This window comes from Carnobacterium sp. 1290_CSPC, assembly GCF_001053265.1.
GTDB lineage: Bacteria > Bacillota > Bacilli > Lactobacillales > Aerococcaceae > Aerococcus > Aerococcus urinaeequi.
Genome location: NZ_JVVG01000052.1, coordinates 11,955 through 31,053, shown reverse-complemented (window position 1 = coordinate 31,053; position 19,099 = coordinate 11,955). Strand labels below are relative to the sequence as shown.

Annotated in this window: 20 protein-coding genes, 1 tRNA gene and 1 riboswitch; of the genes, 14 read left to right on the top strand and 7 right to left on the bottom strand. The window is 38.6% G+C overall.

The window, feature by feature from the left end:
* Nucleotides 1-152 precede the first annotated feature (152 nt).
* The 6 genes from AC973_RS04165 to thiW all read left to right on the top strand — a co-directional run bounded on the left by AC973_RS04165 (nucleotide 153) and on the right by thiW (nucleotide 4,723).
* Nucleotides 153-225: transfer RNA gene (locus tag AC973_RS04165), tRNA-Lys, on the top strand.
* A 507-nt stretch (nucleotides 226-732) separates the two neighbouring features.
* A riboswitch (TPP riboswitch) is annotated at nucleotides 733-821 on the top strand.
* Between the two features lie 126 nt (nucleotides 822-947).
* Nucleotides 948-1,514, top strand: coding sequence for an ECF transporter S component (locus AC973_RS04160; RefSeq protein ID WP_048727693.1), 567 nt, complete (start codon nucleotides 948-950; stop codon nucleotides 1,512-1,514).
* Entirely contained in the window at nucleotides 1,511-2,866 is a 1,356-nt protein-coding gene (locus AC973_RS04155; RefSeq protein ID WP_048727690.1) for an ABC transporter ATP-binding protein, read from the top strand. Before AC973_RS04160 ends, AC973_RS04155 begins: the two co-directional genes overlap by 4 nt.
* Nucleotides 2,867-2,872: 6 nt before the next feature.
* Nucleotides 2,873-3,535 (top strand): energy-coupling factor transporter transmembrane component T family protein, encoded by a 663-nt coding sequence (locus AC973_RS04150; protein ID WP_048727687.1) that lies wholly within the window; start codon nucleotides 2,873-2,875, stop codon nucleotides 3,533-3,535.
* Entirely contained in the window at nucleotides 3,535-4,230 is a 696-nt protein-coding gene (gene tenA, locus AC973_RS04145) for a thiaminase II (protein ID WP_048727685.1), read from the top strand. Before AC973_RS04150 ends, tenA begins: the two co-directional genes overlap by 1 nt.
* The gene (gene thiW / locus AC973_RS04140) at nucleotides 4,220-4,723 is read left to right on the top strand and encodes an energy coupling factor transporter S component ThiW (RefSeq protein WP_048727695.1); all 504 of its coding nucleotides are present in this window, start codon (nucleotides 4,220-4,222) and stop codon (nucleotides 4,721-4,723) included. Before tenA ends, thiW begins: the two co-directional genes overlap by 11 nt.
* Nucleotides 4,724-4,839: 116 nt before the next feature.
* Here thiW and AC973_RS04135 read toward each other — a convergent pair whose 3' ends face one another.
* Nucleotides 4,840-5,355, bottom strand: a complete 516-nt coding sequence (locus AC973_RS04135; protein WP_048727681.1) for a type 1 glutamine amidotransferase domain-containing protein — start codon at nucleotides 5,353-5,355, stop codon at nucleotides 4,840-4,842.
* Between the two features lie 270 nt (nucleotides 5,356-5,625).
* Complete coding sequence (locus AC973_RS04130) at nucleotides 5,626-6,288, bottom strand: deoxynucleoside kinase (RefSeq protein ID WP_182023568.1); 663 nt, start codon at nucleotides 6,286-6,288, stop codon at nucleotides 5,626-5,628.
* Between the two features lie 151 nt (nucleotides 6,289-6,439).
* Here AC973_RS04130 and AC973_RS04125 point away from each other — a divergent pair, with 151 nt between their 5' ends.
* The 7 genes from AC973_RS04125 to AC973_RS04095 all read left to right on the top strand — a co-directional run bounded on the left by AC973_RS04125 (nucleotide 6,440) and on the right by AC973_RS04095 (nucleotide 12,347).
* Nucleotides 6,440-7,216, top strand: coding sequence for a threonine/serine ThrE exporter family protein (locus AC973_RS04125; RefSeq protein ID WP_065419860.1), 777 nt, complete (start codon nucleotides 6,440-6,442; stop codon nucleotides 7,214-7,216).
* 8 nt (nucleotides 7,217-7,224) lie between these two features.
* Entirely contained in the window at nucleotides 7,225-7,740 is a 516-nt protein-coding gene (locus AC973_RS04120) for a threonine/serine exporter family protein (protein WP_225968930.1), read from the top strand.
* 125 nt (nucleotides 7,741-7,865) lie between these two features.
* Nucleotides 7,866-9,047: an alpha/beta fold hydrolase gene (locus AC973_RS04115; RefSeq protein ID WP_048727670.1), complete on the top strand. Its 1,182-nt coding sequence runs from the start codon at nucleotides 7,866-7,868 to the stop codon at nucleotides 9,045-9,047.
* Between the two features lie 27 nt (nucleotides 9,048-9,074).
* The gene (locus AC973_RS04110; protein WP_225968929.1) at nucleotides 9,075-9,962 is read left to right on the top strand and encodes an immunity protein Imm33 domain-containing protein; all 888 of its coding nucleotides are present in this window, start codon (nucleotides 9,075-9,077) and stop codon (nucleotides 9,960-9,962) included.
* A gap of 40 nt (nucleotides 9,963-10,002) precedes the next feature.
* Nucleotides 10,003-10,371: a CidA/LrgA family protein gene (locus tag AC973_RS04105; RefSeq protein ID WP_048727662.1), complete on the top strand. Its 369-nt coding sequence runs from the start codon at nucleotides 10,003-10,005 to the stop codon at nucleotides 10,369-10,371.
* On the top strand, nucleotides 10,371-11,063 hold the full coding sequence (locus tag AC973_RS04100; protein WP_048727658.1) for an LrgB family protein: 693 nt from the start codon (nucleotides 10,371-10,373) through the stop codon (nucleotides 11,061-11,063). Before AC973_RS04105 ends, AC973_RS04100 begins: the two co-directional genes overlap by 1 nt.
* Nucleotides 11,064-11,327: 264 nt before the next feature.
* Nucleotides 11,328-12,347, top strand: a complete 1,020-nt coding sequence (locus AC973_RS04095; RefSeq protein ID WP_048727654.1) for a branched-chain amino acid aminotransferase — start codon at nucleotides 11,328-11,330, stop codon at nucleotides 12,345-12,347.
* 163 nt (nucleotides 12,348-12,510) lie between these two features.
* Here AC973_RS04095 and AC973_RS04090 read toward each other — a convergent pair whose 3' ends face one another.
* From AC973_RS04090 to AC973_RS04080, 3 genes are all read right to left on the bottom strand, one after another.
* Nucleotides 12,511-13,014, bottom strand: coding sequence for a nucleoside 2-deoxyribosyltransferase (locus AC973_RS04090; protein ID WP_003142845.1), 504 nt, complete (start codon nucleotides 13,012-13,014; stop codon nucleotides 12,511-12,513).
* A gap of 69 nt (nucleotides 13,015-13,083) precedes the next feature.
* Nucleotides 13,084-13,749, bottom strand: a complete 666-nt coding sequence (locus tag AC973_RS04085; protein WP_048727650.1) for an HD domain-containing protein — start codon at nucleotides 13,747-13,749, stop codon at nucleotides 13,084-13,086.
* A 28-nt stretch (nucleotides 13,750-13,777) separates the two neighbouring features.
* Entirely contained in the window at nucleotides 13,778-14,452 is a 675-nt protein-coding gene (locus AC973_RS04080; RefSeq protein WP_048727647.1) for a deoxynucleoside kinase, read from the bottom strand.
* Nucleotides 14,453-15,015: 563 nt separating this feature from the next.
* Between AC973_RS04080 and AC973_RS04075 the strand changes: the two genes are divergently transcribed.
* A complete protein-coding gene (locus AC973_RS04075; protein ID WP_048727645.1) occupies nucleotides 15,016-17,115 on the top strand; it encodes a copper-translocating P-type ATPase in 2,100 nt (699 codons plus the stop codon).
* A gap of 388 nt (nucleotides 17,116-17,503) precedes the next feature.
* Here AC973_RS04075 and dhaL read toward each other — a convergent pair whose 3' ends face one another.
* Nucleotides 17,504-18,079 (bottom strand): dihydroxyacetone kinase subunit DhaL, encoded by a 576-nt coding sequence (gene dhaL, locus AC973_RS04070; RefSeq protein WP_048727642.1) that lies wholly within the window; start codon nucleotides 18,077-18,079, stop codon nucleotides 17,504-17,506.
* A gap of 24 nt (nucleotides 18,080-18,103) precedes the next feature.
* Entirely contained in the window at nucleotides 18,104-19,096 is a 993-nt protein-coding gene (gene dhaK / locus AC973_RS04065) for a dihydroxyacetone kinase subunit DhaK (protein WP_048727638.1), read from the bottom strand.
* Nucleotides 19,097-19,099 lie beyond the last annotated feature (3 nt).

The following is a 19,099-nucleotide window of genomic DNA, read 5'->3' as shown; positions in this document are numbered from 1 at the left end:
AAAACACCTTATGAAATCTTTTATAAAACTGTGTTGCACTTAATTTGACAATTTAAGATATAAAAAAACCAAATGCGATTTTTGAGTTCAAACCCTTGATTTTTCCCAAAAATGGGCGTAAACTTTCACTATTGCAGATAAAATTTACATTTGGATTGGTAGCTCAGTTGGTAGAGCAACTGACTCTTAATCAGTGGGTCCAGGGTTCGAGCCCCTGCCAGTCCATTAAAAAAAGGCACTAAATCAATGTTTTGATAATATTGATTTAGCGCCTTTTTGGATTGAATTTGAAAAGTAGCGAAAATACTTTATATAAAGTTTGAGAAATATTGAGTAATTTAAAATATAAACGAATCTCTAACGACATCATATTTTTGACCATCTGTAATTGAATCTACACCAAATGATTCACCGGTGTACAGAACTCGACCAATATACTCTAAGGGAATAGTCTTATTGAGTTCGCTCTGAAATACATCAACATCAATAATCTTAATCTCTTTCGCTCCTTCGTAATACTATATCTCAGTTCTATTTTATTTAAATTGATAGACGGATATATCCGCTATTTTTACTTCCTTGATATTTCTAATAAAGTAAGAAAATCATAAAAAATGATGCAAGGTTATATGCATTATACTGCTATTTTCTGTTGTAATTGAAAAACATTATATAAATTGCCGCTTTCATTTTCTAAATCGATGTGTTAGTATCGGAGATACATTCATATAGTAGTGACATTTGGGGTGCCGAAAGCTGAGATTATACCCATTGAACCTGACACAGTTAATACTGGCGAAGGGAAATGTAAAAATGTTTATGATACGGAAACTATCGGACCAAGTGTGTCTGGATAGTTTATTAAAGTGTTTAAAACAAGAAGCGAATTCGCCTTTGCTCACCCCTTATGCCTCTATTTTTAAAATATAGGAAAAGGGGTTTTTTTGATGGAAAAATTTAAATGGGCCTTGCCCGACGTCATCTTTTTAGCATTTCTAGCTTTCTTATTTGGAGCCGTATTTATGGGCGCTGGTGTCCTATATGCCATTTTAGTGTCCCTATTAACACCGTTTGGTTTAACGCCATTTGCCAATGAAATCCTATTTGGTATGTGGACGATTGCAGCGCCAGTGGCGGGTATGTTGATCCCGAAAGTGGGTAGTGCCTTGTTAGGTGAGGTCTTTGCCGCCCTTGCCGAGATGCTATATGGGTCATATTTTGGGGCTGGCGTTTTACTTTCTGGCTTAATTCAAGGACTAGGTACTGAAGCGGGCTTCTTTGTTACCAAATACGAACGCTATGATACGACTACTTTAGTTTATGGTGCCATTGGGACAACGGTATTTAGTTTTGCCTTTGAATTCTTCAAATTTGGCTACGCGACTTATGGCCTTGGTTTTGTCGTGGCTTTATTCTTAGTTCGTTTGATTTCAGTGACATTTTTCGGTGTCTTTTTAACTAAACAAATCGTTAGCCTATTCAACAGGGTCCAAGCCAAAGGACTTGCCCAATGAGTGCCTTAGTACAAATTAGTGACTTGACCGTCCGGAAAAATGAAACCGTCATCCTAGACAGGGTTTCTTGTGATTGGCAGCTAGGCGATTTTATCTTACTGACAGGTGATAGTGGTAGCGGGAAAAGCACCTTCATTCATACCATAGCGGGCTTCAATGGTGCAAGTTTTCAAGGGAATGTTGTAGTGGATGGCCAGCGGATGTCAGACTATACTATTCCAGAAAAAGCTCAGAAAATCGGATTGATGTTTCAAAATCCGGGTCAACAATTTACCATGCGAACCCTGGAACGAGAATGCTTCTTTTCCTTAGAAAATTGCGGTCTGCCTTATGATCAGGCCAAAGTACGCTTAAATCAAGCGGTTGACGATTTGGGTATCAGACATTTATTAGAGCAAGACTTGATGACCCTGTCAGGTGGGGAGAAGCAGCGGGCGGCCTTGGCCATCTTGATTGCAGTCAATCCACCAGTTTTCTTTTTAGACGAACCCTTTGCATCAATTGACCCAGCCTCTAGACTTTTCTTGATTAACGTATTGGCGAAATTAAGACAGCAAGGCAAGTTGATCGTGGTGGTAGACCATGAGTTGACTGACTATAAGGGGTTCATCAACCGATTCTTTATCATGCGAGGCGGCCAACTTTCTGAAGCAGATGTAACCACCTTGCCGGAAAAAGCGCCTATTCCATTGTTGACTAGTGGTCAAGCTAGCAGCGAATCAGCTTTCACCTTGGAAAATATTGCGATCAAACAAGGCGATAAAACCCTGCTTCACCAAGAAAAATTCATTTTTCAAAACGGGGTATCCACCCTAACTGGCGATAATGGGGCGGGGAAATCGACTTTGTTAAAGGCCATGGCCCAGTTACACCCTTACAAGGGCAAGATGCGGTTTCAGGACCGGAGACTTTCAAGGTTTTGGGGCAAGAAAAGCTTATACGAATCACTCACCTTGGCTGTTCAAGATGCAGCCCAACAATTTGTGACGTTGGAAGTAGCGAGTGAGTTACGGTTTCCAAATGAAGATGCTGGTGAAATTCGTGACCGACAGATGCAGGCACTTGAAGACTTGCATATCAGCCACGTTTTAGACCGAAGTTTATATCATTTAAGCGAGGGGCAGAAGAAGATGGTGCAATTAATCGCCTTGTTGAGTCTAGACCACCAGTTTTTAATGCTGGATGAGCCTTTTGCGGGTTTGGACCTGAAAGCCAGTGATTACTTTGCGGATTGGATTGAAGACAAGAAAAGAGATACGGATTTCTTGATTGTGTCTCATCGCCTTGGTCCGCTGGAAAGTGTAAGTGATCATCATATTCACTTGTCCAATCAAGTGCTGAAGGAGGTTTGATGATTGATGGAAGAGAAGAAAACAGCGATTCCAGCTATTCTGGCCTTGGTATTCTTGTTCACGATTGAAATATCTTTTACCTATTCGGTTTGGCTGAATATTTATGTCTTATTGATGGTTGTGACCTACTTAGCTGTTAAAAAACGGTTTGGCGTACTGGTATTTTTGTTAGCCCTACCTTTTATTCCTGCCATCACCACTTTTTGGTCGGTCTATATCCAAGGAAGTGGCCTAGATGACGCTTGGGTATTATTCACTAGAACCTATGCCTTTGCGGCTTTAGGAATAGGATTTATGGTTGCCGTTGATTTACAAGACTGCTTACTAATTTTTGAACAGTATAAAGTACCGGCTATTTTTATCTATGGATTGTTGGTTGTGATACATGCTGTGCCTGAAATTCAAAGGGAAATCAAGAGTATGCATGATGCCAGTTTATTAAGGGGGAAGAAATTATATCCATGGTCATCTCTCTATTATGTGAAAGTGATCTTTCTAGCCCTCAATTGGCGGGATCGGTACGCAGAAGCCATGTATTCTAGAGGTTTCTCTGAAGACCAGCCTCGCCACCAGTACCGTCATTGGAAAATGTCTACACCAGCTATTGTTTTATGCATGAGTTTAATTATCGTCGGCAATATGATTATGAGATTGGAGAATATGATTTAATGGAAAAGACTTTTACTGAAATCGCCCGTAGTCAAACGAGACCCTTTTGGGAGGGCAGTTTCAAACATCCTTTTATTTTGCAGCTACAAGATGGGACGTTACCTATTGAAAACTTCCGTTACTATTTGATCCAAGATGCTTATTATTTGCATCACTTTTCAGCACTGTATAAGAAAGTCGCGGAAATTACTGAAGAGCCTGCATTAAAGACGCAGATGCTTGAAAATGCCGGCCATTTAGCGGAAGGTGAATTAGCGATTCGTGCCAACTTTTTTGAAGAATTGGCGGTAACGGATGACGAATTAAAAGGAACCGGCGTTGCGCCAACTGCTTACCACTATGTGTCACATATGTACCGGCAGTTAGTGGAAAATAATGATGCGATTGCGGCGGCTAGTTTATTGCCATGTTCTTGGCTGTATTTTGAAATTGGTCAACGGTTAAGACAATTAAATGTGACGTCACCTGTCCCAATCTACCAAAGATGGATTGAGACATACGGTGGGGAAGAAGCAAGTGAGGCTATCGAAAAGGAATGTGCCCTATTGAACCGTCTGTACGCTGAGTCTAGTCAGGAAGAAAAGGATAGTATGGTTTCCGCATTTGTCATAAGTGCTAGAATGGAATTTAATTTCTGGGAAATGGCTTTTAATTTTGAAACTTGGCCGGAGGGTATCCAACATGATGACAAATAATAAAGTACAAAAAATGACGATCTTAGCCATGATGATAGCCATGGATGTTGTCCTTTCACCACTATTTCGGGTGGAAGGGATTGCCCCAATGTCTAGTGTCATGAATGTGATTGCTGCTGTGTTGATGGGTCCCATATATGGGACAGTGATGGCACTCGCATGTGGGATTCTCCGGATGATCTTGTTTGGGATTCCACCGCTAGCACTTACTGGTGCCGTATTTGGGGCCTTTTTGGCTGGTGTGGGTTATAAATGGATGAATACATATCTTGGTGCCATAATAGGCGAATTTATTGGAACAGGCTTGATTGGGTCCTTACTCTCTTACCCAATCATGGTCTGGTTTACAGGGTCTGCCCAAGGTATGTATTGGTTTGTCTATACACCGTGGTTTATCTTAGGGGCATTATCAGGGTCATTAATTGCCTACCTAGTCCTGGTCAGAATAGACAAAGTGCCTTATATTCAACGGGTCAAGAAAACATTTGGCTAATAAGTTGAAGGCACAAAAAACTACCTTTAGCGAGGTAGTTTTTTTCTATAAAAAGTGTTATAAAAAAAGCGCTACACCTGTTCAGATGTAACGCTTGCTTTTAGCTATTTTAGAATTTATTTCAATGCATCGACAATTGCTTGATCAAATGCAGGTAAGTCTTCAGGCGTACGACTTGAAATTAATTTACCAGCTTCATCGATTACAACTTCTTTGTCATAGAAATTGGCACCAGCATTTTTTACATCAATTGCCACTTGTTTGACTGCGGTAATGTCTTTACCTTTTAAGGTTTCAGCATTTACCAATAATTGAGGACCATGGCAGATGGTGAAAATCCATTTATTATCATTATCGAAATGACGCACAAAGTCTAACATACGCTCATCTGCGCGTAATTGGTCAGGAGAGTAACCACCTGGAATGAACAATGCATCAAATTCTTCAGCTTTTACTTCATCAATAGCTTTTTCAATGGTTACTTCCGTTCCATCTGTTTTACCTTGAACAGTTTCGCCAGCCTTAATACCAATAGTTACTACATCATGTCCTGCTGCTTCTAAAGCTTTCTTTGGTTGAATATATTCAGAGTCTTCAAATAAGTTTGCTAATACAGTTGCAATTTTTGCCATAATTTATAGCCTCCTTAAAGTTTTGATAAATATATCATAAAGGATATATTTATTGCATGCAAAGGATATGCATTATATGATATTTAACTGATCAATATTAAAGAACAATTTCCATTATATTGGTTAACAAGCTAATATTGGCATGTTAACCATATATTCTAAGGTAAGTTCATATATTATTTACCGCACCACAACTCCCGTGGCTATTAGAATTTATATGGAAGTGATTTAACAAAGTAAAAAAAGCTCAAGTGGTAATAATTATAATGATCAATTCTTTTGGAGTGTTGCCCACTTATCTTGAATTTTTTTCGCAACGATTTCTTGATCCTTATTTGATAAAATGTCAAATTTGCTAACATCAATGGCCATTTTAGCTGAATGGTCATAGTTTGCGTACCATTCATCATATAGGGTGTGTAGTTGCTTATAGTAGGCTAGTAAATCTGGTCGACCTTCTACTTGTTCGTATGGGCGCCCACGACGCTTGATTTTCTCAAGGACTAAATCGAAAGGTGCATGTAAGTAGACAAGTAATTCTGGTGATTGGTTGGTTGATTCTGAAATAATACGAACATCGTCCATCATATTAGCCAATAAATCTTGGTACAATTGCCACTCTACATCTGATATATTGCCGTTAATATTATTTACCTGAGTGAATAAAGCATCTTCATAAATTGACCGATCTAATATTGCACGGTCAAATTTCATCCCGCGTTTAATGCTTTTAACGCGTTGGTTTAGAAAGTAAATTTGCAGTGAAAAAGCATATTTCGTTGGTTCGCTGTAGTATGCATCCAAAATTGGATTTTCTGATACCTCTTCAAAAAGTGGTTCTGCTTGAAACATGTTTGCCATATGTTGGGTATAAGTAGTCTTACCAACACCGATCATGCCTGCCATGGTAATCATAATTAATTGCTCCTTCATCTAATTAGTCGGGGCAATTATAGCATAAATATGACCTGACTTGGGTTAGAAGACAGGTTGAAATAGGATACATTTACATGGAAGGTAGCATCTTTATTCTTTGATGACCTATGGTACAATAGCCGTGGATTATGAGAAAGGGTGGGTCAAAATGGTAGATTTAAATAAGAAAATTTTAGAAACTGCCCTGTTAGCCGGGCAAATAATGACAGAAAGCAACGCAGAATCATATCGTGTTGAAGATACGATGAACCGTATTTTAACAACATCAAATGCAGCATATGCAGTGGCAATCTCTCTTTCAACAGGTCTTTATATGACCCTTGATGACCCATCTTTTGAAGGTTCTGGGTTTACTGGTATTAAGAGAATTACACGCCGTTCTAACAATTTAAATAAAATTACCCAAGTGAATCATATTTCACGTGAATTGACTTCAGGTAATATTTCAATTGACGAAGCTTATGAGCGGTTACAGGTTATTCGGTTCCAGAAGCCTCAATATTCAAAATTGCAAGTATCAATCGGGGTAGTTGGTTTAGCTGTAGCCTTCTCTTTCCTTTTTGGGGGAGGTATTAACGAGTTGATCATGTCTTCAATTAATGGTTTAATTTTGGCCTTATTATACCGTCTAGTGGATAAATACTATATTAGTGAAGGTTTTTCAAATATTATTCAAGCGCTTGTTGTAACAGTGGCTGCTTATTTAATGCAAGCCTATATATTATCGAATACAGATATCAATATTGTCATTATCTCTACATTGATGCCAATGGTTCCAGGAACGGCCTTAACTAACTCCTTACGTGATATTTTCCATGAGGACTATATTGCGGGCGTTTCTAGAGCAACAGAAGCCTTTTTGAACGCCTTAATGATTGCCTTAGGCGCAGCACTGGGTCTTGCCTTGATTGGAGGTTTATATTAATGAAGGTAATGGATATAATTTTACAATTAATAGGTGCTTATGGGGTAGGTTTATTCGCAATTTTAACGATTGAAGGACCACGAAAAGTTCTATTTTGGACACCACTCATTAATATTGCTGGTTGGGGTAGTTATCTGATAAGTATACATCTTGGTGGTTTTTCAGAAATAATGGCTACTTATTTTGGTTCCTTGGTTATTGCCTTAATTTCCCAGATGTATGCGCGTATTTTTCGAGAGCCAGTAACAGTTTTCTTTATTCCAGCCTTCTTTCTCTTTGTGCCAGGAGGTGGCATGTACCGGACGGCATTAGCCTTTATTCAAGGGGACACGGCCCAAGGCTTTACTGAACTAGGAGGTACGCTATTTACTGCCTTGGCTATTGCGCTTGCGGTTTATACATCTGATACTTTTGTGCAAATTATTAATAAACAAAAATTTCCAAAATTTATCCGGAAAAACTACCGTGTTATACCTAAAGTAGCGAAGAAAACTGAAAAGAAAATCGAGAAAAAACTTAAATAGATTAGGCTCACTTCTCCTAATAACTAGAAAAAAGCTGATAATTGATTACTATTTCATTTTAAGGGCGTATGTGATTTGTCACTGCGTTTTTTTCTATATAATGATAGAAAAGAGGGGGAGATAGTATGAAAAACTGGCTTGTGTTGTTGGTAACCAGTGTTGTACTTACTGGTTGTGGGTTAAATTACCAGGATAAAAGTGTAGATTTGAATACGCTGAATGTGGATGAGGAGGTTGCTAGCTTGGATGAAGAACCATCCCTTTTCACGGAAGATTTTGAGGCTAATGGAGAAGAGGCATTGAGTCAATTTAATGCAAAACTGGCTGATTTGCCTGCAGTTGAGCTAAGAGATTCTGGCATTCAAGAGAGTCATTTTCTGCGTTTGAATGGCCTAGACCAGTATGTGTATGAGGTAGGTCAGGGTGAAGGCTTACCGGTGGCGATTTTCCTCCATGGGGGACCTGGCTTTTCTTATACAAACCAAGCAGATACTTTGGTTGGTTTATCTGATCAGGTGAATGTACTTTTTTGGGATCAGATTGGTGCGGGTCAAACTTATGAAGCCAATTCAAATGCAGAACCCAGTATGGGCGATTTACAGGCTTCCTTAACAGATTTAGTTGCATATACCAAGGTACGTTATGGGGTTGATCAAGTGGGCATTATTGGTCATTCATGGGGGTCGGCGTTAGGGGCCTCCTATGTGCTTGACCATCCGGATGATGTGGCTTTTTATGTGGGCATTGGGCAAGTGGTCACACCAGTTGAGGATGAGGCAGTGGCTCTAAGTCAGACGCGAGAATTGGCGACAAGTTTAGGGCATCAAGATTTACTTGATCAATTAAGTGAGATTTCAACTGATTATCCTAACACGGAAAATTTTTTGACTTTAGCTTATGAGGCGGCGATTTTACGGTCAGTTCAGCGTGAATTAGGGTTTGGAACAGCTGATTTTGTCCAATATTTGCCTTTATTGTTAACCAATCAGGTGGATAAATTATCGGCAGGTGACCGGGAAATGCTTGACCGTATGTTACTCAACCAGCGCTTGTATCGAGAGTTATTAGCGACAGACATATATGCAAGGGACCTCGAATTCAGTATGCCTGTTTACCTGATTTCTGGGGAAAATGATATCCAAGTACCAAGAAGTCAGTCAGAAAAAATGATTGAAAGAGTTCAAGCACCGACAAAAGAAATGATCATTATACCGGATGCTGGGCATACCCCAATGATTGATCAGGAAACTGATTTTATACAAACGCTAACAACCATTATAAACCGTACATTTTCGGCAAATGGATGATTATTTTTTGCCGATTTTTATGCTAAAATGAATACAGACAAATCTATTCAACAACAACATTTGATCTACAACAATATGCGGAGGATAAATATGACCAAGCAATTGATTCCAAACGGCGGTAATTGTTTAGCTTCGGTAGCACTACTTGAAGGTAAGCAACCATTATTATGGGCCTTCCGTGAAAAGAGCTTGATGCCAAGTGATAGTGGTTGGCGTTTTTTTGCTGCGACGGATACGCAAACTGAAATTATGGACGGAAAGAGCGTACTTCTTGTCGATATTAATAAAATTGCAGAATTGGAACCAACTGTAGCGGGTATTTATTGGTATCCAGAAGGAGCTGATTTTCAGCTAGCCAGTAAAGATGGCAGCAAGTATTTCGTGTACAACGATACTTTCGAAAGAGTAGTACCGGCACCCAACTATAAAGACTTACCACTTTCGTCAAAAGCCTTCGTACAACATTTTAATGAGGCCACGGCAACATTAACCCAGAATGCCATGGCTGAAAGCTTACAATTATCTGCTGAAAAAGTGGATATGCTAAAACTATTAGATTTAATGCATACAAGCGATGCAGATAATCTATCGGATGTAGAAATCTTTCTTAATACAGGTTTATTATTTGGCTTCGTAAATATGCGAAATAAAGCCCTACATATGACCTTATCAGATGGGCAATTGGATGATATCGTGGGCACTATGATGGATTATTTTAATCTAAATCGAGAGAAAGCTAGTGCCTACGTTTACCATTACGCTAACTTAAAGCATGATGGGACAGCGGTTGCTGAACAACAATTGACGATGTATGGTGGTAAAATGTATGAGTGGTTAAAAGTTGACGACTTTCATGCAATCAAAAATGAGTATGCTAACCTCGTGATGCATCATCGCAAAGCCAAAATGGTTTAACGAATTTTACCGAAACTAAACAGAATGGAGCGTTAAAAAAGTGAAGTATTTTAAGCAAGCCTTTATTATAATTGTGATTACTTTAATCGCTGAAGTATTATCACACGTATTACCTTTACCCTTGTCAGCCTCGATTTACGGCATGGTTATATTATTTATCTGCTTAATGACTGGTGTGATTAAGTTGGAACAAGTTGAAAATGTAGGTGAATGGTTAATTGCCGTGATGCCTGCTATGTTCGTAGTGCCTGGTGCTGGTTTTATTACTTCTTGGGCAAGTTTACAGCCGCATTTATTATCATGGTCAGTGATAATTTCCGTGACAACTGTCCTTGTAATGGCTGTTGCTGGTCTTGTGGCACAATCGCTACAAAAACGTCAGGATGCTAAGAACGGAGGAAAAAAATAATGAATAGTTTATTTGATTTATTACCGTCTTTTGGCTTATTCCTAACACTAGGCGTATATATGATTGCCATGTGGATAAACAAGAAATTAAAAACACCTATTGCCAATCCATTGTTAATTGCAGTTATTTTAATTATTGCTATCTTAGTTGTTGGCAAGGTAAATGTCCCTGTTTACCAAGAGAGTGCCAGCTTTGTGTCTTATCTTTTAACACCAGCGACTATTTCTTTAGCCATTCCAGTATATAAACAACGCCATATTTTAAAAGAAAACTTCTGGACAATTATCATTACTGTTGTTTCAGCAATGATTACAGCAATTGTGAGTATTTTGATTGTCGCTGTTATCTTTAATATGGACGAAGAAATTTTACGTTCAGTATTAGCTAAATCAGTAACCACAGCGATTGCTATTGATATTACGAAGATTATTGGTGGTGTTACACCGATTATTGTTGGTTCAGTTGTTTTGACGGGTATCTTTGGTGTTGTGGTGAACGAATGGATCTTCAAACTTCTAAAGATTGATTCATATTTTGCGCGTGGTTTAGCTATGGGTACTTCAAGTCACGCTATGGGTACTGCAGAATCGATGAAAACTAATGAGTTACAAGGGGCAATGTCAAGTATTGCCATGGTAGTATCTGGTATTGTGATTGCTATTTTAGTACCAATCGTTGCAGGTTTCCTATAAAAATTGGTAAGCGCTAGTTACTAAATATATTTCAAAAAGTGTTGTCTATTTTGGACAACACTTTTTATTTATTTATAAAAAAGCAAAAAACAGTAAAATGAGACTTAATCTCATTTTTATTAGAAATAAACTACCCTTTTTCTAATAAATAATGTTAAACTATAGTATATTAATGAATCGTGAGAGGCGTTTATTTGCTTAGATGAATGATATCCAAACCAACACGAAGTTCATATAAACAGATGATTTGAAAGGATGAGTAGCATGACTGTAGATATCAATTGGGAAGAATTAGGTTTTGAATATATAAACTTACCATACCGTTGGCGTGCCTATTGGAAAGATGGCGAATGGTATAAGAGTGGTTTGGAAACTGAAAATACGATCCAGATTGAAGAAGGGGCACCAATTTTACATTACGGACAAGGTGCTTTTGAAGGATTAAAGGCATTTAAAACAAAAGAAGGCGATATCCAAATCTTTCGTCCTGACCAAAATGCGAAACGTTTAAATGCATCGGCAGCCCGTTTAGTGATGCCTGAAGTACCAGAAGAAGAGTTTATTCATGCGGTTAAAGAAGTAATTAAAGCAAATGCTGAATATGTGCCACCATATGGTACAGGTGCATCATTCTATCTACGACCAACTTTAATTGGAGTAGGGGATAATATTGGTGTGCATGCAGCAAAAGAATATATCTTCACAGTATTTGCCATGCCAGTGGGCCGTTACTTTAAAGGTGGTATGGTTCCAACAGCCTTTATAACATCTGAATTTGACCGTGCAGCACCTCATGGTACAGGAGCAGCAAAGGTTGGTGGAAACTATGCGGGTAGTTTACAGCCAGGAATTGAAGCCAAAAAACAAGGATACTCTGACGTTGTATATTTAGATCCGGCTACACATACGAAAATTGAAGAAGTAGGTTCCGCAAATTTCTTTGGTATTGAAAAAGATACCAATAAATTTGTGACTCCTAAGTCACCTTCAATCTTACCGTCAATCACTAAATACTCATTACTTTGGTTAGCTGAACATCGTTTAGGCTTAGAAGTTGAAGAGGGCGATGTGTATATTGATGATTTGGACCGCTTTAGTGAAGCAGGCGCATGTGGTACAGCGGCTGTTATTTCACCCGTATCATTTATTACCCACAATGACCATAAACATGTATTCTATTCAGAAACTGAAGTAGGCCCAATCACTAAAAAATTGTATGATGAGTTAGTGGGCATCCAAAATGGTGACGTTGAAGCACCGGAAGGCTGGATTGTTAAAGTTTAAAATAAAAACATAACGACCAAAAGTGTTTAACCTGATAAAAAACGAATAGTTTGTTTGATCTTTAATGAAAATATTAAAAGGCATGAAAGGGTAGTAAAATCCCTTTCATGCCTTTTCTGGTATGCAAAAAGCACCAGGTTAACCTGATGCTTGTTCATTTTTTTTAGATAACATCCATGTCTGGAAGTGGGTTTGTTGGGAAGTGATTGAAGTCATAGGTTGCTAATTCATTGATATCAGTCATGAAGTAAGTACCACCACGCGCAATCATCAAGTTTAATTCTTTATTTTCTAAACCATTTTCACTTAATAAGACAACGATAGCTGGTTTGTGCATTGCGCGCATAAAACCTAACTCAAAGGCTGTACCGTCATCAACGTTTTCAACGTCATATAAGAAAACACCAGCGTCTGCAGTATTCATAGCAGATAGGTCGTTTTGGTAAGTCGCTACTTGCCATTCGAATGAACCAAAAATACCTTCTGGATCACGGTCAAAAGATGTGTCTTTGTATTGGTGATCAAATGGGAAATGAACAACACCAACAGTTGGGTTCGCGTTTAAGGCTTTTGTCGCTTCCTCTACACGGCGAACTTGGTCAGGGTTGAAAAAAGGTGTTGCTAGATATAGCTTAGTGCTTGCTGAAGTATCTTTACGTTTATCCAATGATATAACCTCTTTCTTAAATTCAAAATGACTTGCTAATTATATTCTACAATAAATAATACGAATTGTTTAAATATTTCCTTGCCACTCAGCCATAAATTGGTCAAGAAATTGTCGCATAAAAAGTGTCCGTTCATGTGCAATCTCTTTACCAGCTTCTGTATTCATAGAATGTTCTAGTTTAAGTAGCTTTTCATAAAAATGGTTAATTGCAGTTGAAGGATGGTTGCGGTAATCGTCCTTATTTTTCACATTAATCACAGGGATTTTTGGATTATAGATTTCATTATTAGCGTGACCGCCGTAGGCAAAGGTGCGAGCAATACCAATTGCACCAAGTGCATCAATTCGGTCTGCATCCTGAACGTATTGGCCTTCAACAGACAAATCATATTGGGTGGTTAAGTTTTTTGAGTAGGACATATGTTGAATAGTATAAAGAATATTTTCTCGACTAGCTGGCGAAAGACATAACTCATCTAAAAGTTGTTCAACTTCCATTTGACTAAAAATAATATCCGAAACTAGCTTGTCATCAATTGTATCATGTAAATACGCAGCGGCTTCAATGATGATCAAAGCCTCAGTATTACTTTCACCATAATCTGCTATATAAAGGGTTTTAGCAAGTTTAGCAACTCGATCTGCATGCCAGTAATCATGACCAGTGGGGTCAAACGACATGCGTTCTCTTGCAAAATCTTGAATTTTTTTAAGCCGTATTACCATTTCCATTTGCCCATCTCCTTAAACAAACAGTATTTTATTCAAATGTATCAGCAGTCACAATATCATTTTCAATCATAAAGTCTTTAATATCTTGAATTAAGACATTTTGATGGTGGGGGTACTTGACCAAGTCGTATTTTTCCATATCAATGAACATCACTTTGGATTGATTATAGTGATTTTCCACCCAATCATCATAACCAGACCATAAGCGGTGGTAATAGTTGGTGAGTTCCTCTCCTTGTTCAAAATCACGTCCACGGTTTTCGATGCGAGTCATCACTGTTTCAAAAGAGCCATGCAGATACAACATTAAATCAGGATGCTTGCGCGGGATTTCAGCTAATTCTTCCATCATATTACGAGATAGATTTTCGTAAATTGAAAACTCTTCTTCACTAATACGGCCAATGTCTGTATTCACTCTAGCAAAGTACCAATCTTCAAAAATAGATCGATCTAAAACTGTTTTATCTTCTCTAGAAGCTTGCTTAATTGTTTTAAATCGTGAATTCAAAAAATCCAATTGTGTTAAAAATGGATAACGCTTCAACAATTGCTCTTCTGGACTAGCTTTATAAAAGTAAGGTAGCATAATGTTATCTTCTACCGATTCGTAGAAGGGTTTAAAGTCTAATTCGTCTCTGATTAAATTTGTGATGGTGGTTTTACCTAAGCCAATCATCCCACCAACGGTTATCATTGTCATTGTGTAACTCCTAACTTTTTTATAAATGGTAAATTTTTAAATAAATTGGTTTATCTAAAAATTCATTCTATACCTATCTCAGAATAAAAGGTCATTTGATATTTGTAAACCGATAAAATGATTACTTATATGCAATCTATCATTATTTATCAAAAGTACAAGCTCAATTTTTTGAAACTTGCTGGTTTCCACTCCCTATAAACTTTAAAGTTAAATTCATTTGATTTTGTAGGAAACGGTCGTCAACTAATACATCGTTAAAGGTATCTTAATGTAATAGTTCATGAACTACTTTTACCAAGAATACTGCCTTATTACTATAACATGAAAAAATTCATTTAAACACAATATATAGTATTATTATAATAACAATATATCATATATAGTGGTTTATACAAGAATAATCTAAATCTCGGTAGTTTTGAATATCTTAACCTAGAAAAAAGTATCCTGGATGTATGCATGATTATTTGCATTTTCAAAATAAGACAATTATACTTAAATCAAATATAGTTTACAAACGTAAACAAATATAATTATCATGCAGTAGGAGGCAGGAAATAATGAATAAAGAAAATAAGACAAGACATCATCAGGATATGCACCATGATCACGACCATGAACATATGAATCATGGAGAGCATAACCATGACCACCATGATCATAGTGGCCACGATGGTCATCATGGACATGACGGACACGGCGCGCATATGATGGCTGATTTTAAGCAACGTTTCTGGGTAGTTTTGGTATTATCTATCCCGTTAGCGATTATTGCACCTATGTTAATGCACTTGCTTGGTTATCATATTGATTTTCCGGGCCAAGGGCTTTTAGAGTTTGGTCTTGCTACTATTGTATTCTTTTACGGAGGTAAACCCTTCTTAAGTCATGCTTGGCATGAATTGAAATCAGGGGTTCCGGGTATGATGATGCTGATTTCTCTAGCGATTGTCGCAGCTTATGTCTATTCGGTTTTAACCACCTTCTTCATTAGTGGAATGAATTATTATTTTGAACTTGCTAGCTTGATATTGATTATGTTGGCGGGACATTATATTGAGATGAGGGCACAAATGTCAGCGGGTAATGCTGTTGAATCGCTAGCCAAACTCTTACCATCAGATGCTGAAGTGATTCATGAAGACGGATCAACAAGTGAAGTAAAAGTCGACCAATTAAAAATGGGTGACCGCATCTTCATTCGACCAGGTGCGAAGATTCCAATTGACGCTACAGTTTATGAAGGGCACTCTGAAGTAGATGAATCGATGTTAACTGGTGAATCTGTTCCCGTATTAAAAGAAGCGGATGCACAGATTGTTGGGGGTGCTATTAACGGTGACGGTATCCTAAAAGCTATTGTAACGAAAACGGGTACGGATACTTATTTAGCGCAGATTATTAACTTAGTTACTGACGCACAAGCACAAAAATCTAAGGCGCAATCCATTGCTGATGTCTGGGCTAAATACCTATTTTATATCGCTTTAGTTGTAGGGATTATCGCCTTTGTCGCTTGGACTGCTATCGACGGCTATCTAATGGGGCTACAGTTTATGGTAGCAACATTTGTTATCGCATGTCCGCATGCACTTGGGCTGGCAGTTCCCTTGGTAAATGCTGAATCTACTTCCTTAGCTGCTGAATCTGGCTTATTTATTCAAAACCGTATCGCATTTGAAGACGCTCATAAGATAGATAAAATCGTTTTTGATAAGACTGGAACCCTTACTCAAGGTGAGTTTGGGGTAGATGAGATTACAGTTATGGATGGCAAATTTAGTGAAACTTCTCTTTTACAAATCGTCTACGCAATTGAAAGTCAATCTGAGCATCCAATTGCTCGAGGTATTGTGAAAGAAGCTGAAAGTAGAAAGATTGAAAAATTACCGGTTGCTGATTATCACAATTTGACCGGTAAAGGACTTGAAGGGACTGTAAATGGGAAGAATATTCAAATACTAAGTCCAAAAGCTACTAGACAAGCAGGTTATACATTTGATGAAGAAGCTTTTAAGGCCTCTGCTTCTAAAGGGCGAACTGTTGTCTTTGTTATCTACAATCAGGTGTTAGTGGGTGCTATTGCAGTATCCGATATTGTTCGTGAAGAAGCTAAGGTAGTGGTAGCTGAACTGCAAAATAAAGGGATCCAAGTGCTGATGTTAACGGGTGATAACCAACAAGTGGCAGATTCAGTAGGTCAAGCGCTTCATTTAGATGGTGTCTTCGCAGAAGTTTTATCTGATGAAAAAGCCGACAAAATCAAATCACTACAAGCTGACGGTGGACGTGTTGCCATGGTTGGTGATGGGGTCAACGATGCGCCAGCTCTCGCGCAAGCTGATTTAGGAATTGCTATTGGTGCAGGGACAGATGTTGCGAGAGAAACAGGCGATATCATCTTGGTTGATTCAAATATCCATGATGTCTTAAATATTCTTAACCTATCGAAAGCAACCAAACAAAAGATCAATCAAAACCTCATGTGGGGTGCGGGTTATAATGTGGTGGCTATTCCACTAGCGGCTGGTGTTTTAGCTGGATTAGGTATTGTCCTTGGACCAGCATTGTCAGCTATTATTATGTCCTTGTCTACCGTTGTCTGTGCAGTGAACGCACGGATGTTACGCCGTGCTTATAAGAAATTACAAGCCAATTAATTCAAAATAAAAAGTATCCATGTATAGTTTATTGATATCTAATATGAACCGCAACAGTCGTCCGATAATTCAATTAACTGGTAAGAGGATAGCATTCGTATGTTAGCGAAGACTACTAGGATGTTTCTTATGAAAGATGCGCCTTTTGATATGAGTCTAGTAAGATTAGGACAAACAATATGCCTAAATAGTGATTTCCTTTCTTCACCGCATGTTGCCTAAACTGACAGCGTGAGAGTATGTTTATATAGACATAGCAAAATATCAAGCATAATTCTTTTCAACAGCAGATTTGAGTGACCTTTGTTAGGTGAAGAACTCTTCTTTGAGAATAAGGCAAATAAAATGAAGCCCCCTTTTTGACAAGAAAAGGGGGCTTCATTTTATTTTATGCTTGTGCCTTGATTAATGCTTCAAATAAGTATTTACTAGATTCAGCTCCTGGATCAGGTTCACCAATAGACCGTTCCCCATAGTAGGAAGCACGACCTTTCGTCGCTTTAAGTTCAGCCGTTTTAACGCTAGCCTCATCCAATACTTCTTGGCTTAAATTATTGGCTTTTAGAGCCTCGACAGCCGGATGCCACATATCAACCATCGTTTTTTCACCAGGTTCTGCTTTACCTCTTTGTTGAATTTTATCTAAACCAGCTGCAAAAATATCCGCGAGATTTTCTGAATTTTTAGCCGTTGTTGCCATGGCTAGGAAGGCAGAACCATATAAAGGACCGGATGCACCACCAATCTTACTCATGAGGGTTTGCGCAACAGTCATAAACAGCGCTGATACATCTGCTGGTTGTTTGCTTTCCAAGGCTTCCTTAGTAGCAACTGCACCGCGCGCCATGTTATTACCGTGATCTCCATCACCTATTTTTTGGTCTAATTCAGATAAATAAGCTTTTTCTTCTATTAAGCGGTCAAACCATTGGTCTAACCAAGTTATTGTTTCATTTACATCCATACATGACATCCTCTCTTAACTAAACTATCCCCAAGCTGCAGTGTTTACCGGACCTTGTAGGGCACTTACCCAGTCTGGGTCCTCAAGTTTCAGTAAGGTTAATGACGCCCCCTGCATTTCCAGTGAAGTCATCAGGTCTCCTACCTTAACAAAATCAACTTCTAGCCCTTCATCTGCCAACTGTCCTTGAATATCATTCCAGAATAGGTAAAGTTCCATTAACGGTGTACCGCCCATCCCATTGACCAATACGGCAAAACGATCTCCAGTTGTCCAGTTGAATTCTTCTTTTAGCCTACCAATTAATTCCGCAGCCATTTCTTTTGCAGGCTTGATTTTCTCACGACGGTAACCAGGTTCCCCGTGGATCCCAATACCATATTCAAATTCATCATCTGCAATATCAAAACCAGGTTTACCTACTTCAGGGACGGTTGCGGCTGTTAAAGCAAGGCCGATAGATTTAAGATTGTCGTTAACCTTTTCCGCAATAGCTTTTAAATCATTTAAAGATTTCCCTTGGTCTGCGTAGTAGCCGATGATTTTATGCATAAAGACTGTACCGGCAATGCCACGTCGGCCTGCGGTATAGGTAGAATCTTCCATGGCAATATCATCATCAACGATGATTGCAGCTGTTTCAATTCCTTCTGCTTCCGCAAATTCCTGGGCGATTTCAAAGTTCATCACATCTCCGGTATAATTTTTGATGACTAAGAAGACGCCAACCCCGTTATCAGCAGCTTTAATCCCTTCTAAAATTTGGTCTGGCGTTGGAGAAGTAAAGACTTCCCCAGAAACGGCTGCTGACAGCATCCCTTTACCGACGAATCCTGCATGACTTGGTTCGTGTCCAGATCCCCCACCAGAAACAATCCCAACGATATTTGGGGTTTCTGCTGTACGGTAGAGGACTTGAGTATCTGGCACTTGAGCAAGAATATCCGCGTGCGCACTGGCTAAACCCTTGACCATTTGGCTGACAATATCACCGGGTTGGTTGATAATTTTTTTCATGAA